Origin of the sequence: Lachnoanaerobaculum sp. MSX33 (assembly GCF_000512995.1) — a bacterium.
GTDB lineage: Bacteria > Bacillota > Clostridia > Lachnospirales > Lachnospiraceae > Lachnoanaerobaculum.
Genome location: NZ_AZXX01000007.1, coordinates 104372 through 119706 on the forward strand (window position 1 = coordinate 104372; position 15335 = coordinate 119706).

Consider the following 15335-nt stretch of genomic DNA (forward strand, 5'->3'; position numbering starts at 1 on the left):
ATGAGTTTATTTGAAAATCCCTTAAAAAGATTAGCGGATTTTGAATCTTTAGAAGAAAGTATAAAAAAAGAAAAATTCCCGGTACAGGTCAGTGATATGTCCGAGCCGGGAAAAGCACATCTTATTTCCGAGCTGATGAAAGAAGAAAAGGCTTGGAAACTTGTTATATCATATGATGAGGACAATGCGAGCAGGCTATATGAAGATATAGGCTGCTTTTTGGACGAGGTTTATCTATATCCTGCAAGGGATCTTTTGTTTTTTACGGCAGATATAAGATCCTCACAGATAACAGCCAAAAGAGTGGAAGTATGGAAACATTTAAGAGAGGATAAGAGCGGTGTCATAGTAACAACGGTGGATGCTCTTATGGATAAACTTGAAGATTATCATAAGTTTTGTGAAGCCACTTTGGAGATTAAAAAAGAAGATATTATCGATATAGAAAAGATATCAAAAAAGCTGACGGATATAGGTTATGAGAGAAGTTTTGAAACAAGTAATCCCGGACAGTTTTCAATAAGAGGAGGAATAATAGATATTTTTCCGCTTACTGAAGAATATCCTGTAAGAATAGAACTTTGGGATGATGAAATAGATGCTATGAAAAGTTTTGATCCGGCAAGTCAAAGATCGATTGATGAGCTGGATTATGTAAATATTTATCCGGCAAGAGAAAAGGTACTTGGCGGTGAGCAGTCATTTTTAAGATATTTTGATTATAATAATACCCTTATATATATTGATGAGCCTGCAAGAACCATGGACAAGGCAAGAAAAACGGAAGATGAATATAATCAAAGTGCAGCCGGAAGAATAGAATCCGGACAGTACAAAAAAGAAGATATTCCCGATATATTCGGAGCCGATGAGGTGTTTCACAGCTTGAATAAAGCACCGAGTATTGCACTTACAGGACTTGATAACAGAATAAAGGAATTGGAAATTAAAGCAATGTACTCCGTGTTTTCAAGAATGAGCGGAGTATACCATGAAGATTTTACAAATCTTGTGGACGATTTGAAAAAATACAGAGCTGACAAAACCAGAGTTGCTCTTGTTTGTGCATCAAAGACCAGAGCAAAGAGACTTGCGGACAGCTTTAGAAATGATTATTCCTTGGATGCTTTCTTTTCTGAAGGTGAAAAAGATATAAGTATCGCTCCGGGGCAGATTGCAATATTTGTAGGAAATATTCACTCGGGATTTGAATATCCTGCAATCAATTTTGCGCTGATTTCGGAAACCGATATTTTTAAAACTCCGAAGAAGAAAAAGAGAAGAGAAAAAGAATATGAGGGTGACAGAGTAACCTCATTAAGCGAACTGCATATAGGCGATTATATCGTACATGAAGACCATGGTCTTGGAATCTATAAGGGTATAGAAAAGATAGAAAGAGACGATGTAATTAAGGACTATGTAAAGATTGAATATCAGGGCGGTGACAATTGTTTTGTACCGGTTTCAAAGCTGAACAGAATACAAAAATACGGCGGCGGAGAAATAAAAAAACCCAAACTCAATAAGCTTGGCGGAGTAGAGTGGAGTAAGACCAAATCAAGAGTAAAGACGGAAGTCGAAGAGATGGCCAAGGAGCTTGTGGAACTCTATGCAAGCAGACTTAAAGGACAGGGGGTATTCTATGGAGAGGATACTCTTTGGCAAAGAGAGTTTGAAGAAATGTTTGAGTATGAGGAGACGTATGATCAGATAAAAGCCATAGAGGATGCCAAGAGAGATCTGGAGACCGGAAAGATAATGGATCGTCTGATATGCGGAGATGTGGGATATGGTAAGACTGAGATTGCCTTAAGAATTGCTTTTAAGGTAATACAGGAAGGATATCAGGTACTTTACCTTGTTCCGACAACCATTCTTGCAAGACAGCATTACAATACATTTGTTCAGAGAATGAAAGACTTTCCTGTAAAAATAGGTTTACTTTCCAGATTTAACACAAAGAAGGAGCAGAATCAGACTGTCAGTGATCTGGAAAAAGGTCTTGTGGATATAGTGATAGGAACACACAGACTTTTATCAAAGGATGTAGCACCTAAAAAACTCGGACTTGTGATAGTGGATGAGGAGCAAAGATTCGGTGTAAGACATAAGGAGAAATTAAAGCAGCTTTGTGAAAATGTAAATGTGCTTACACTTACCGCAACACCGATACCGAGAACTCTTCATATGTCACTTTCAGGTATTAGAGATCTGTCGGTATTGGAAGAGCCGCCTGTTGACAGAAAGCCGATACAGACCTATGTAATGGAGTATCATGATGAGACGGTTAAAGAGGCTATCAGAAGAGAGGTTGCCAGAGGCGGTCAGGTTTATTATCTTTACAACAGAGTCAACAATATAGAAGAAGTTGCCGCACATGTCAGAGCACTATTACCTGATATAAATGTGGAATATGTGCATGGAAGAATGGATGAGAGACATTTGGAAGAAAGAATGGTAGATTTTATCAATGGTGATGTGGATGTATTGGTAACCACAACCATAGTGGAGACAGGTCTTGATGTTCCGAATGCCAATACCATAATTGTTCATGATGCGGACAGGCTCGGACTCTCACAGCTTTATCAGCTCAGAGGTAGAGTCGGAAGAAGCAAAAGAAGTGCCTATGCCTTCCTTATGTATACGAGAAATAAACTTTTGTCCGAGGAAGCTTCAAAGAGACTTAAGGCAATAAGAGAATTTACGGAACTCGGTTCCGGAATAAAGATTGCAATGAGAGATCTTGAGATAAGAGGAGCCGGAAATGTACTGGGTGTAACTCAGCATGGTCATATGGAAGAAGTCGGATACGATCTGTATGTGAAACTTTTAAACACTGCGGTCAGAGCTTTAAAGACAGGAAAGCCTGTGGAAGAAGAAGTGGAGGCAAGTGTTGAGATAGACAGCAGTGCCTATATTCCAAGCAGCTATATTTCCAATGAAGAGACAAAACTTGAGATATATAAAAAGATTGCATTGGTGAAGACCGAGGAGGATTTCCTTGATATGCAGGATGAGCTTATAGACAGATTCGGTGAGATGCCGAAGTCTGTTGCCAATCTTTTGTATGTTGCAAGAATAAAGGCTTTGGCAAGCAGTATGTTTATTAACGATATTATTGTGAATAAGTTGCAGATAAAGTGGACAATGAGAGAAAATAAAGAGATAAAAACGGATAACCTCGATGCTTTCTTAAAGTCCTTCGGAAAGAATTTAACTGTAAAATATGACAAGGTATTGAACTGGGAATACAGGGATAAGGAGAAAATCTCAACCGAGGACAGGATGGAATTTACTATAAGTTTGCTTGAGAAAATGAAAGAGCAATTGTTTTAGCACATCAAAAATCATTTGACAAATATAGATCATTGCAAGTATACTTGTTAATGCACAGCCGGGAAGATAGCGGTGTCCTGTACCTACAATCCGCTTTAGTAGGGGTGATGTCTTGCCTAGGGTGTTCATTTGCTTGGCAGTCTGGAGTAAGTGGTGTTGAAGCGGGGGTCCCCACGCAATGGAAACTTTCGAACCGTGTCAGGACAGGAATGTAGCAGCACTAAGGAAGACCTTTCATGTGCCGTGAGATAGCCGCCGCAGAGCTAACTGCTTTTGTAACGCTTGTGAATGGCATTCGAAGCAAGACGTGCATATAAAAGGGCATTATTAAGAAATCTGTTTTAGATTTTTTGATAATGCTCTTTGCATTTTAAAATTAGAATTTGTTAATTCCATGACAAGACTATTGAAAAATGTTTTTCATTAATATAAAATGATGTAGATATTTATATATGTATATTCGTACCGAGATATCCTATATAAATTACATATAGAAAAAGAGTAGATCCGTTTTTTAAAATAGGAGGAAATATATGGCAATAAAAACTATAGGTGTTTTGACAAGTGGTGGCGATGCACCGGGAATGAATGCGGCTATAAGAGCGGTAGTTAGAACAGCAATACATAACGGAATAAATGTAAAGGGAATCATGAGAGGTTATGCAGGACTTTTACAGGAAGAGATAGTAGATATGGACAGTACCAGCGTGTCTGAAATCATTCACAGAGGCGGTACAATTCTTTATACTGCAAGATGTCAGGAGTTTACTACAGCAGAGGGACAAAAAAAAGGTGCTGAAATCTGTAGGAAGCATGGTATAGACGGAGTTGTCGTTATAGGTGGTGACGGATCGTTCCAAGGTGCAGGAAAGCTTTCCGCACTGGGAATCAATACTATAGGAATACCCGGAACTATCGACCTTGATATAGCATGTACAGACTATACTATAGGATTTGATACTGCGGTAAATACTGCGATGGAAGCTATTGATAAGGTAAGAGATACTTCCACATCACATGAGAGATGCTCAATAATTGAGGTAATGGGTAGAAATGCAGGATATATTGCACTTTGGTGCGGATTTGCAAACGGTGCAGAGGATGTGCTTTTACCTGAGAGATATGACGGAAACGAGCAGGTGTTGATAGACAGAATCATTGAAAACAGAAAGCGCGGAAAAAAGCATCATATCATAATCAATGCCGAGGGAATCGGACATTCAACTTCCATGGCAAAGAGAATAGAAGCTGCTACAGGAATCGAGACAAGAGCTACAATCTTAGGTTACATGCAAAGAGGTGGTGCGCCTACATGTAAGGACAGAGTTTATGCTTCAATTATGGGAGCAAAGGCTGTAGAGCTTTTGTTGGCAGGTCATTCAAACAGACTTGTTGCATACAAAAACGGTGAGTATGTTGACTTTGATATTCAGGAAGCACTGGCAATGACTAAGGATATACCGGAAGATCAATTCAGAATAAGCAAGCTTTTGGTAAGATAATATGCCTGAAATGATAGACGGATATAATTACGATTGGACAAACAGTGAAAACATGGTGCTATGTGGTGCCAGCTCGTATGTTCAGAAGTATTATTTCAATGAAAAGTTCAAGCTTTTGCCGGATGAGATAAAAAACGAGCTTAAAATAATGTGTGTGTCTTTTGCTGAAGAGGCGGGAGGCATACTTACCATGGAGTTTGATAGGTTCGGTAATTTGAGCTTTTGTGTAAGAGTTGATGATGCCGATTTTTATTTTGACGAGATAGAGAGCGGCTTGAAGATAAGCTTATACCAAAGAAAAAAAGAAGAGCTTTTGTCACAGCTGGAATTGTTTTATAAAGTGGTGATATTGGAAGAGAGTGCAGAATAATTATGCTTGAAAAAATATCATATTATATAAAAAAATATGAGAGTGTATTACTGTATCTTATTTTCGGTGTACTGACCACTCTTGTAAATTTTGCGGCATACCATGTTTGCTATACAAAGCTCCAATTTCCGAACTTGGTATCCAATACGATTGCATGGATATTATCCGTTCTTTTTGCCTTTATAACAAATAAAATATGGGTATTTAAAAGTAAAAGCTTTGAGTTTTCAAAACTGGCAGTTGAACTGTCAGGCTTTATTACGGCAAGATTGTTTACAGGTTTTTTGGATACGGCGATTATGTTTGTTGGAGTAGACTTATTAAAGAGAAACTGGATAATTGCAAAAATAGTCTCAAGTGTGGTCGTAGTTATACTTAATTATATTTTTTCAAAGCTGTTTATTTTTAGAAAGAATAAGGAATAATGCTAAAAGATTTTAAAATCGGAAATATAAATATAGAAGGCGGTTTGTGCCTAGGACCAATGGCAGGTGTAAGTGACTTGCCATTTCGTCATTTATGCAAAGAAATGGGAGCTTCACTTCTTGTTACAGAGATGGTGAGTGCAAAGGCTATCTATTTTAAAAACAAAAATACGGAACCGCTTATGAAAATAGATAAAGGGGAACATCCGATTGCGTTGCAGCTTTTCGGCTCGGACCCTGATATAATTGCACAAATGGCCGCAAGTATAGAAGAAAGAGATTTTGATATATTTGATTTTAATATGGGTTGTCCCGTACCGAAGATAGTAAATAACGGTGAAGGCTCGGCGCTTATGAAGAATCCGAAACTTGTAGAGGAGATACTTACAAAGCTTGTAAAGAGTGTAAAAAAGCCTGTTACATTAAAGATAAGAAAAGGGTTCAATGACGACAATATCAATGCGGTGGAAATTGCAAAAATAGCTGAAGCTTCAGGTGTAAGTGCTGTTGCCGTACATGCCAGAACCAGAGAACAGTACTATTCGGGTAAGGCGGATTGGAGCATTATAAAGGATGTAAAGTCAAATCTCGGCATTCCGGTAATTGGAAACGGAGATGTGGTGGACGGCAAAAGTGCAAAAGAAATGTATGAGTATACGGGATGTGACGGGATAATGATTGCAAGAGCGGCAAGAGGAAATCCGTGGATATTCAAAGAAATCAGAGGGTATTTGAATGGGGAAATCATAGAAAAACCCGAGAAAGATGAAATCGTGGATATGATACTCAAACATTGTAAACTGCAAATGCAATATGATGATGAAATTATGGCTATAAGAAAGATGAGAAAACATGTTGCATGGTACACACATGGTATGAAGGGCTCATCGGCACTTAGGGATAGGGTGAATCATGTTGAAAGATATGATGAACTTGAAAGACTGTTAAGGTCTGTATAAAAGATTTTATCTCTTAATACAAAATTATAAATACATATATTAAAAATATGCTACAATAGTATCGGAGTGAGAGGTATTGGAGGAGATATGAATACAAAGGAACAGTATAAACGAATTGTAAAATTCGGTTCGGCAGCTATCATATTGCTAATAGAAATAGGGCTTTATTGGGCGCTATGGTATTTTCATCTGAATACTATTATAGAGGTAAGATTCTGGAGAAGAGGAATCTGGCTGTTGGCTGCAATGTACGGAATGTTGCTGTTTTTCTTTCTGCAGACATACGGCGGTTTAAAAATAGGTTATTTAAAAAGAGGAAATATAATCTATTCTCATATTTTATCGCTTTTGATAGCCAATGTAATAGGATATATTATACTTGCATTGGTGGATAAAAGATTTCATGCACCGACACCGTTTATAATTTTAACTGTTATAGATGCCGCATTGGTATGTGCCTGGGTTTTTTTATTTCAGTGGATATACAGTGTGCTCTTTCCGCCGAGAAGACTTTTGGTAGTCTATGGAAACAGACCGGTATTTTCCATAATGGAAAAAATAGGTGCCAGAGATGACAAGTATATAATAGGCGGAGTAATAAGTACCAAAGTCGGTATTGATGAAATAATGAAAAGAGCGGAGGAGTTTGAAGGTATGGTTGTAGGAGATATACCTTCACATGAAAGAAATCTGCTTTTAAAGAAATGTTATGATGCAGGTATCAGAGTATATATGATACCCAAGATAAGCGATATATTGATAAGAACTTCCACAAATCTGAATCTGTTTGATACACCTATTCTTCTTTCAAGAAATGAGGGACTTCAGGCCGATCAGATGCTGGTAAAGAGAATCATAGACGTTGTAGTCAGCGTAATAGGTATAATAATTACTCTGCCTCTGTTTGTCATGTTCGGTGCGGCAATACATCTTACAGATAAAGGTCCGGTATTTTATAAGCAGACCAGACTTACATTTGACGGAAAGCTGTTTGAAATATATAAATTCAGAACTATGAGAGAAGATGCGGAAAAGGACGGTATAGCAAGGCTTGCCGGAGAAGATGATGACAGAATCACAGCAGTCGGAAAGCTCTTAAGAGCTACCAGATTGGATGAACTTCCACAGCTTTTTAATATAATAAAGGGTGAAATGAGTCTTGTAGGTCCAAGACCTGAGAGACCGGAGATTGCCGCAGAGTATATGGAAGAGCTTCCGGAGTTTTCTATGAGACTTAAAATGAAGGCGGGACTTACAGGATATGCACAGGTTCATGGTAAGTACAATACAACACCATATGATAAATTAAAGCTTGATCTGCATTACATAAGAAATTACAGTATATGGATGGACCTTATCTTGATAGTTTTGACACCTAAAGTTTTGTTTATGAAGGAGTCGACAGAAGGCGTCGGAGAAGGTGAAATTACCGCAAATACCAAGGATAAATAATATATTAAAGCAGGATGCATAAATTGATGCAATCCTGCATTTTTTATGTTACAATCATATTACATGGCAGATATTATATTTTTCAAAAATTTCAGTAATTATTTTATATTCTTAGTTTTAATGTCTTAATTTTAATTCCCTTTATATCATTGTTGACAAATAAAAGAGAAGCATATACAATAAAACAAGAACATACATTCGATGGAGGTTGTTATGAAGAAGGAAAAAAGTTCCAAAGCAGCACAACAGGTTAAAAGAGTAATGGAAAAAAGTGAGAAACAGGCGGCACTTGAGTCTGCCTTGACACAGATAGAGAAGGCATACGGTAAGGGTTCGGTGATGAAGCTGGGAGACGGAAATACAAATATGTTTGTAGAGACCATTCCTACAGGTTCACTGGGGCTTGATATAGCATTAGGTGTAGGCGGCATTCCGAAGGGAAGAATTATAGAGGTATACGGACCGGAGTCATCAGGTAAGACAACCGTAGCCCTTCATATGGTAGCTGAAGCTCAGAAGCTTGGAGGTATTGCGGCATTTATAGATGCGGAGCATGCGCTTGATCCTGTTTATGCGGATAAGATAGGTGTAAATATAGACGAGCTGTATGTATCACAGCCTGATAACGGTGAGCAGGCGCTTGAGATTACGGAGACTATGGTAAGATCCGGTGCTATCGATATTATAATAGTCGACTCTGTAGCGGCACTTGTACCCAAAGGCGAGATAGAAGGAGATATGGGAGATTCCCATATGGGCTTGCAGGCAAGACTTATGAGCCAGGGACTCAGAAAGCTTACAGGTATAGTAAGTAAGAGCAATTGTATAGTTATCTTTATCAACCAGCTAAGAGATAAGATAGGTGTAATGTTTGGAAGCCCGGAGACCACCACCGGAGGTAGAGCCTTAAAATTCTATGCATCTGTAAGACTTGATGTAAGAAAAGTTGAGCAGATCAAGCAGGGCGGTGAAATCATAGGAACCAAGACCAGAATAAAGGTTGTTAAAAACAAAGTGGCACCTCCTTTCAAAGAGGCTGAGTTTGATATAATGTACGGACTGGGTATATCAAAGTCCGGAGAGATACTTGATCTGGCGGTTGCAAGTGATGTTGTGGAAAAAGGCGGTGCATGGTACTCTTATGAAGGAAACAAGATCGGTCAAGGAAGAGAAAATGCAAAGACTTTCCTCATGGAAAATCCTGAGATTTGTGAGAAAATAGAAGAGCAAATCAGAGAAAAGTTTGTACTTGAAGCTGAAAAGAACGGAAAAACTTTAGAGTATGACTCTGTAGATGATGATGACGAAGAGTTTGACGGTTCACCTATAGAGGATGATATGGATGAAGCCGGCGGCATAGAGCTTGAGGAAGAAGATTGATTGTAAGTGAAGTTATTTCTCTGAATACCAAAAAAAGCAAAGTTATATTTCAGGATGGAGAAAGTCTTGCCCTATATAACGGCGAAATCAGACGACTGGATATTGCTGTTGGAAAAGAGATAGATGAAGAGGAATATTATACAACCATCTATCCGGTTTTAAAAAAGAGAGCTTTTGCAAGGCTGATGCATATACTTGAGAAATCCTTCAAGTCGGAAAACGATATAGTAAAAAAGCTGAAGCTCTCGTTTTATCCTGATGAGGCCATCAAAGAGGCTATAGAAAAGGCAAAAAAATTCGGCTACATAGATGATGACAGATATGCCGAGCGATATATCAATACATATAAAGATAAGTACAGCAAAATGAAATTAAAATACAAGCTGCTGGAAAAGGGAATAAAAAAAGAGATTATAGATAATGCCTTGGAATCATTTACAGTAGATGAAGAGCCTATGATAAAAAAGCTTCTTAATAAAAAACATTATTTTGAAACTGAGGAACCTGATAAAAAACAAAAGATAATTGCCTCTGTAATGAGACAGGGATTCAAATATCAAAAAATAAAAGATGTTATAAAAGACACTTCTATGAGTTAGAGACACTCAAGGAAGTGTCTTTTTTGTGAGATTATTAGCATGTAACGCTAGTTAAATAACAAACATATTTGTTAAATAAAATACTTTTCAGAAAAGTATTACAATATTTATAAAAAAAGTATATAATGAATCCATAAAGTTCGTATCAAATAAATATAAAGATATGTGCTCTTATTATTTCATGAAATAGACAATTTAAAATCTATATATGTAGTTCATTTACATATATTAATCTACCGGTAAAACGGTGAAATAATTCTAGGAGTAAGAGGTATGAGTAGATTAGAAATAGTCTCCCCAAGTAGAGCCAGAATTGTTATGGAGGAGCTATACAAAAATTTGGAAAGAAGAATCGAGGCATCTCCTCCGGGGCTTTGCCCGGTTGATATGTCCAGAGCTTTTCTGGAGTTGGCTCACGCTCAGACTTGTGGTAAATGTGTTCCATGCAGAATCGGTTTAGGACAGCTTGAAAAGCTGATCGAAAACGTGCTTGACGGTAAGGGTAGTATGGCTTCTTTGAAATTAATGGAGAAGACAGCCCTCAGTATTATGGAATCGGCAGATTGTGCCATAGGCTATGAAGCGGCAAATATGGTTTACAAAGGTATTATAGGATATAGAGATGACTATATCGAACATATAGCACATGGCAGATGTACATGCTCATACAATCAGCCTGTACCTTGTGTAAACTTATGTCCTGCACAGGTGGATATACCGGGATATATTGCACTTATAAAGGAAGGCAGATATGCGGATTCTGTAAGACTTATAAGGAAAGATAATCCTTTCCCTACTACTTGCGGATTTATTTGCGAGCATCCTTGTGAGGCAAGATGTAGAAGAAATATGGTGGATGACTCTATAAATATTCGTGGTTTAAAGAGAGTTGCGGCAGATTTTGCGGGAGAAGTCGATCCTCCAAAATGTGCTCCGTCTACAGGTAAAAAAGTTGCAATACTCGGTGGTGGACCGGGCGGACTTAGTGCGGCTTATTTCCTACAGCTGATGGGACATCAGACAACCGTGTATGAGATGTTGCCTGAGCTTGGAGGTATGTTAAGATACGGTATTCCGAATTACAGATTACCGAAGGACAGGCTTGATGAGGATATCAAGGCTATTTTAAAGACAGGTGTAAAAGTTAAGCATGGTCTTAAGATCGGAGAGGATATTTCAATTGACGACTTGAGAAATGCTTTTGATGCGGTGCTTATAACCATAGGTGCAAGTACAGATAAGAAACTGGGTCTTGAGCATGAAGATGCAAACGGCGTGGTATCTGCTGTAGAATTCCTGCGTGATGTAGGAAAGAATATTATAAAAGATCTTACAGGCAAAAATGTTTGTATAATCGGTGGTGGAAATGTGTCCATGGATGCGGTAAGAACTGCAAAGAGAATGGGTGCAAAGAAAGTAAGTATTGCATATAGAAGAAGAGTTGCCGATATGACGGCTTTACCTGCAGAGATAGAGGCGGCGGTTGCAGAGGGCATTGAGCTTAGAACTTTGATGGCACCATCCGCTATAGATGTTGATGAGAACAATAATATAAAGGGCATATATGTAAAGCCTCAGATGATCAGTTCTATTAAAGACGGAAGAGCAAGTGTAAAGGCTACAGGCGAGGAAGATGTTTATATTCCTTGCGATATACTTGTAGTTGCAATCGGTCAAAATATAGAGACAAAGCATTTTGAGGAAGCGGGAATCCCTGTATCTAACGGAAAGATAATTACAGATTCTACAGGTGCATTTAAGGATATGCCGGGAGTATTTGCCGGAGGAGACTGTGCCAGCGGACCGGCTACGGTTATCAAGGCTATCGGTGCGGCTAAGGTAGTAGCTGCAAATATTGACGAGTATTTAGGTTATCACCATCAGATAAGTGTAGATGTGGAAATTCCTGAGGCAAGTCTTGAGGATAAGAGTCCTTGCGGTAGAGTTGAACTTACAGAAAGAGAAGCTTGTGAAAGAGTTCTCGATTTTGACGGTGTTGAAAATTGCATGACAGAAAAAGAAGCTAAGCAAGAGGCAGGCAGATGCCTAAGATGTGACCACTTCGGCTTCGGTATTTTCAAAGGAGGTAGGGAGAGTATATGGTAAACTTAACTATTGATAATATACCTGTTTCCGTAAAAGAAAATACTACTATTATGGAAGCGGCGGCAAAAATAGATATAAATATTCCGAAACTGTGTTTCTTGAAAGATTTAAATGAAATAGCTGCATGTAGAGTATGTGTAGTTGAATTAAAAGGTAAAGATAAACTTATCACTTCGTGTAATAATGTATGTGAAGAGGGTATGGAGATCTTTACAAACAGCAAAAAAGTAATCAGAGACAGAAGAAAAACTGTAGAGCTGATTCTTTCACAGCATGACAACAGATGTGTTATATGTGCTAAGAGCGGTAACTGTTCACTTCAAAAAGTTGCCAACGACCTAAATATACTTGAGATACCGTTTGCTGTTGAACTTGAAAAACAGCCGTGGAATAAAAATTTCCCGCTTATAAGAGATTCATCCAAATGTATTAAGTGCATGAGATGTATACAGGTTTGTGATAAGATGCAGACTTTAAGTGTTTGGGATCTCCACGGTACAGGAGCAAGAACTACAGTAAATGTAACCGGATATAAAAAGATTGAAGAAGCCGATTGTTCGCTTTGCGGACAGTGTATAACACATTGTCCTGTAGGTGCATTGAGTGAAAGAGATGATACTTCAAAGTTCTGGGAAGCTGTTGCCGATCCTGAAAAGACAGTAGTTGTTCAGATTGCGCCTGCTGTAAGAACGGCATGGGGTGAAGTTTTCGGACTTAAAGATAAGGATGCAACGGTAGGAAAGATTGTTGATGCATTAAAGAAGATGGGTGCAGACTATGTGTTTGATACCTCGTTCTCTGCGGACTTGACAATTATGGAAGAGGCAAATGAGTTTGTACACAGATATACAAACGGACTTATCGGTGACAGACCTATGTTTACATCCTGTTGTCCGGGTTGGGTAAGATTTGTAAAATCACAATACCCGAGAATGACAAAATCACTTTCAACAGCGAAGTCTCCACAACAGATGTTCGGTGCTGTAATGAAGTCTTATTTTGCTGAAAAAATAGGTGTAAAACCTGAGAACATGGTATCTGTTTCTATAATGCCTTGTGTAGCTAAAAAAGGCGAAAGAGAAATGGAACTCTTCCATGGTGAATATGCAGGTCATGATGTGGATATTGCGCTTACAACAAGAGAGCTTACCCGTATGATAAGAGCTTCTCATATAGATCCGAAGAGTCTTGAAGACGTAGTAGCAGACAGACCTATGGGTGACTATTCAGGAGCGGGTGTAATATTCGGTACTACCGGAGGAGTAATGGAAGCGGCTCTTAGAACCGCATACAGTATAATAAAGAAAGAGAATCCTCCTGCAGATGCATTTAAACCTGTGAGAAGTAAAACATTCCAGGAGAATGACGGAACTGTAGAGGCTAAGTTCAATATTGATGATATTGAATTGAACATTGCTGTGGTGAGCGGACTCGGTAACACCAGAAAGTTGCTTAACAAGATTGAGCGTGGTGAAGCAAAGTATGACTTTGTCGAAGTAATGGCATGTCCGGGAGGCTGCGTAGGCGGTGGCGGACAACCTGTAAAGGATGGCTATGAACTTGCATTTAACAGAGGAAAGAAGCTTTATTTCTTAGACGAGAACTCCGAGATAAGATACTCGCATGAAAACAAAGATATTATTGCATTGTATGACGAGTATTTCCATAAACCGCTTTCACATAAGGCGCATGCATTATTACATGTACAAGAGTAATAGTATGGTGATTTTGAAATTACAATTTACATATCGGTACAATTGTGTTAAATAATTTTTCTAAGGAAGTGTTTTTACATTTCCTTAGAATTTTTGTATGCAATATTATTAAAATGGAGTTTAGAGTATGTTATTTAATATCTTTAACAAAAGAAAGTCTGATTGGAAGCTTGATATTGACGGAGTAGAAAAGGGCGGATGTACAGCACAAGAGGTTGAAAGCCTGTTGGATTCTATAAGAAGCGGAAAGATATATTTTATTGTATTGACACCGGCAAAGAAGATTGATGTAAATAACAGGAGATTGAATTTCGTACAGATATGTAGGGATGAGGGAGATGAGAACTATCATTTTGAAGTAAGTACATCGGATATTAACGACAGCGACAACATTATTATCTATGGAAAGGAAGGATTTGCCAAAGATAAGGTAATTGATATGTTGCAACTTCTTATGAAGGATGAGATAGTCCCCGATTGTTCAGGCTGGGAGATTGTATTTGACAGTGCTGATGTCAAGATAGCCAATGTGGAGGTCTATAGAGAGCTTGTAAAGACAATATCGGATAATGAAGATTTTTTACAAAATATGGACAGGTGTTTTTGCTATCCGAGAGAGTACTTTAAAGATAATGCGGACAGGTATGAGTATAGGGGTATTACAAGCAGAGATGCTATAGATACCTTTGTTTGGATTGCCGTAGCGGATGAGATGCTTGAGAGCGGGATCGCAATAGAGCTTGATTGGAAAGAGGAAAAAGACGAATTCTTATCAAACATAGAAGAATTGACAAAAGAGAATAATCTTGTTGTGGATGAGGGTATGCTTGATGATGAAGGGGATATTCCGTCTTGGTGTAAAGAGTTGGACAATAAGTGGATGAAAGACGGATATTGTGTAGCAGGTATTGATATAGACAGCGACAGTTATGTATTGTTCGTATGTAAAACAGATAAGTTAAAGAGTTTGACAGAACTTGCCAAGAGTATAAATCACAGAATTGATTTTGCCCAAAATATGTAGTTTATTGATTTAACAAAAATGTGTTAAAAAACTTTAAAAAAGTTATTGACAAGATAAGAGTTATTCTTGTATAATGTCTAGGCATTGCGAAAGCAAATGAGGAGAAGTACTCAAGAGGCCGAAGAGGCGCCCCTGCTAAGGGTGTAGGTCGGGCGACCGGCGCGAGGGTTCAAATCCCTCCTTCTCCGCTTCTTGTCAAAGAAGTTTGAAAGAAAGTTCTTGACAAGATAACATCGATATGATAATATATCAAAGTTGCTCCAAAAGAGCAAAAGCTTAAAAGATTCTCAAAAATAACTTAAAAAGTTATTGACAAGATGAAATGAGCTTGATATAATAGCTAAGCTGTTTCGAACAGCAAAGCAAATGAACCTTGATAATTTAAGATTAAACAGTACACACAACCCTGAAAAAATTCTTGATTATTTCAATAATCAATGAAGTTTCAGAATAACAACGTTTAG

11 protein-coding genes, 1 tRNA gene and 1 other RNA gene are annotated in these 15335 nt (G+C 38.1%); all 13 read left to right on the forward strand.

The window, feature by feature from the left end; genetic code table 11:
* Positions 1-3339, forward strand: coding sequence for a transcription-repair coupling factor (gene mfd, locus HMPREF1495_RS01030; protein ID WP_034211300.1), 3339 nt, complete (start codon positions 1-3; stop codon positions 3337-3339).
* A gap of 50 nt (positions 3340-3389) precedes the next feature.
* Positions 3390-3652: signal recognition particle sRNA large type (ffs, locus tag HMPREF1495_RS13505), an RNA gene on the forward strand.
* Positions 3653-3872: 220 nt separating this feature from the next.
* The gene (gene pfkA / locus HMPREF1495_RS01035) at positions 3873-4841 is read left to right on the forward strand and encodes a 6-phosphofructokinase (RefSeq protein ID WP_007595061.1); all 969 of its coding nucleotides are present in this window, start codon (positions 3873-3875) and stop codon (positions 4839-4841) included.
* A gap of 1 nt (position 4842) precedes the next feature.
* Positions 4843-5211, forward strand: a complete 369-nt coding sequence (locus HMPREF1495_RS01040; protein ID WP_034211302.1) for a DUF6145 family protein — start codon at positions 4843-4845, stop codon at positions 5209-5211.
* Between the two features lie 2 nt (positions 5212-5213).
* Entirely contained in the window at positions 5214-5636 is a 423-nt protein-coding gene (locus HMPREF1495_RS01045) for a GtrA family protein (RefSeq protein ID WP_009662208.1), read from the forward strand.
* Positions 5636-6595, forward strand: coding sequence for a tRNA dihydrouridine synthase DusB (gene dusB, locus HMPREF1495_RS01050; protein ID WP_034211308.1), 960 nt, complete (start codon positions 5636-5638; stop codon positions 6593-6595). Before HMPREF1495_RS01045 ends, dusB begins: the two co-directional genes overlap by 1 nt.
* Positions 6596-6682: 87 nt before the next feature.
* Entirely contained in the window at positions 6683-8047 is a 1365-nt protein-coding gene (locus tag HMPREF1495_RS01055; protein WP_034211311.1) for an exopolysaccharide biosynthesis polyprenyl glycosylphosphotransferase, read from the forward strand.
* A 213-nt stretch (positions 8048-8260) separates the two neighbouring features.
* Positions 8261-9427 (forward strand): recombinase RecA, encoded by a 1167-nt coding sequence (gene recA, locus HMPREF1495_RS01060; protein ID WP_009662148.1) that lies wholly within the window; start codon positions 8261-8263, stop codon positions 9425-9427.
* Entirely contained in the window at positions 9424-10026 is a 603-nt protein-coding gene (locus HMPREF1495_RS01065) for a regulatory protein RecX (protein ID WP_034211313.1), read from the forward strand. Before recA ends, HMPREF1495_RS01065 begins: the two co-directional genes overlap by 4 nt.
* Positions 10027-10299: 273 nt before the next feature.
* The gene (locus HMPREF1495_RS01070) at positions 10300-12132 is read left to right on the forward strand and encodes an NAD(P)-binding protein (protein WP_034211315.1); all 1833 of its coding nucleotides are present in this window, start codon (positions 10300-10302) and stop codon (positions 12130-12132) included.
* Positions 12126-13847 carry a [FeFe] hydrogenase, group A gene (locus HMPREF1495_RS01075; RefSeq protein ID WP_034211317.1) on the forward strand — a complete coding sequence of 574 codons (1722 nt, stop codon included), beginning with the start codon at positions 12126-12128 and terminating at the stop codon, positions 13845-13847. The genes HMPREF1495_RS01070 and HMPREF1495_RS01075 overlap by 7 nt, the downstream gene beginning before the upstream one ends.
* A gap of 127 nt (positions 13848-13974) precedes the next feature.
* The gene (locus tag HMPREF1495_RS01080) at positions 13975-14871 is read left to right on the forward strand and encodes a DUF6630 family protein (protein WP_034211319.1); all 897 of its coding nucleotides are present in this window, start codon (positions 13975-13977) and stop codon (positions 14869-14871) included.
* Positions 14872-14971: 100 nt separating this feature from the next.
* Positions 14972-15059 (forward strand) — tRNA-Ser (locus HMPREF1495_RS01085).
* The last annotated feature ends 276 nt before the right edge of the window (positions 15060-15335 follow it).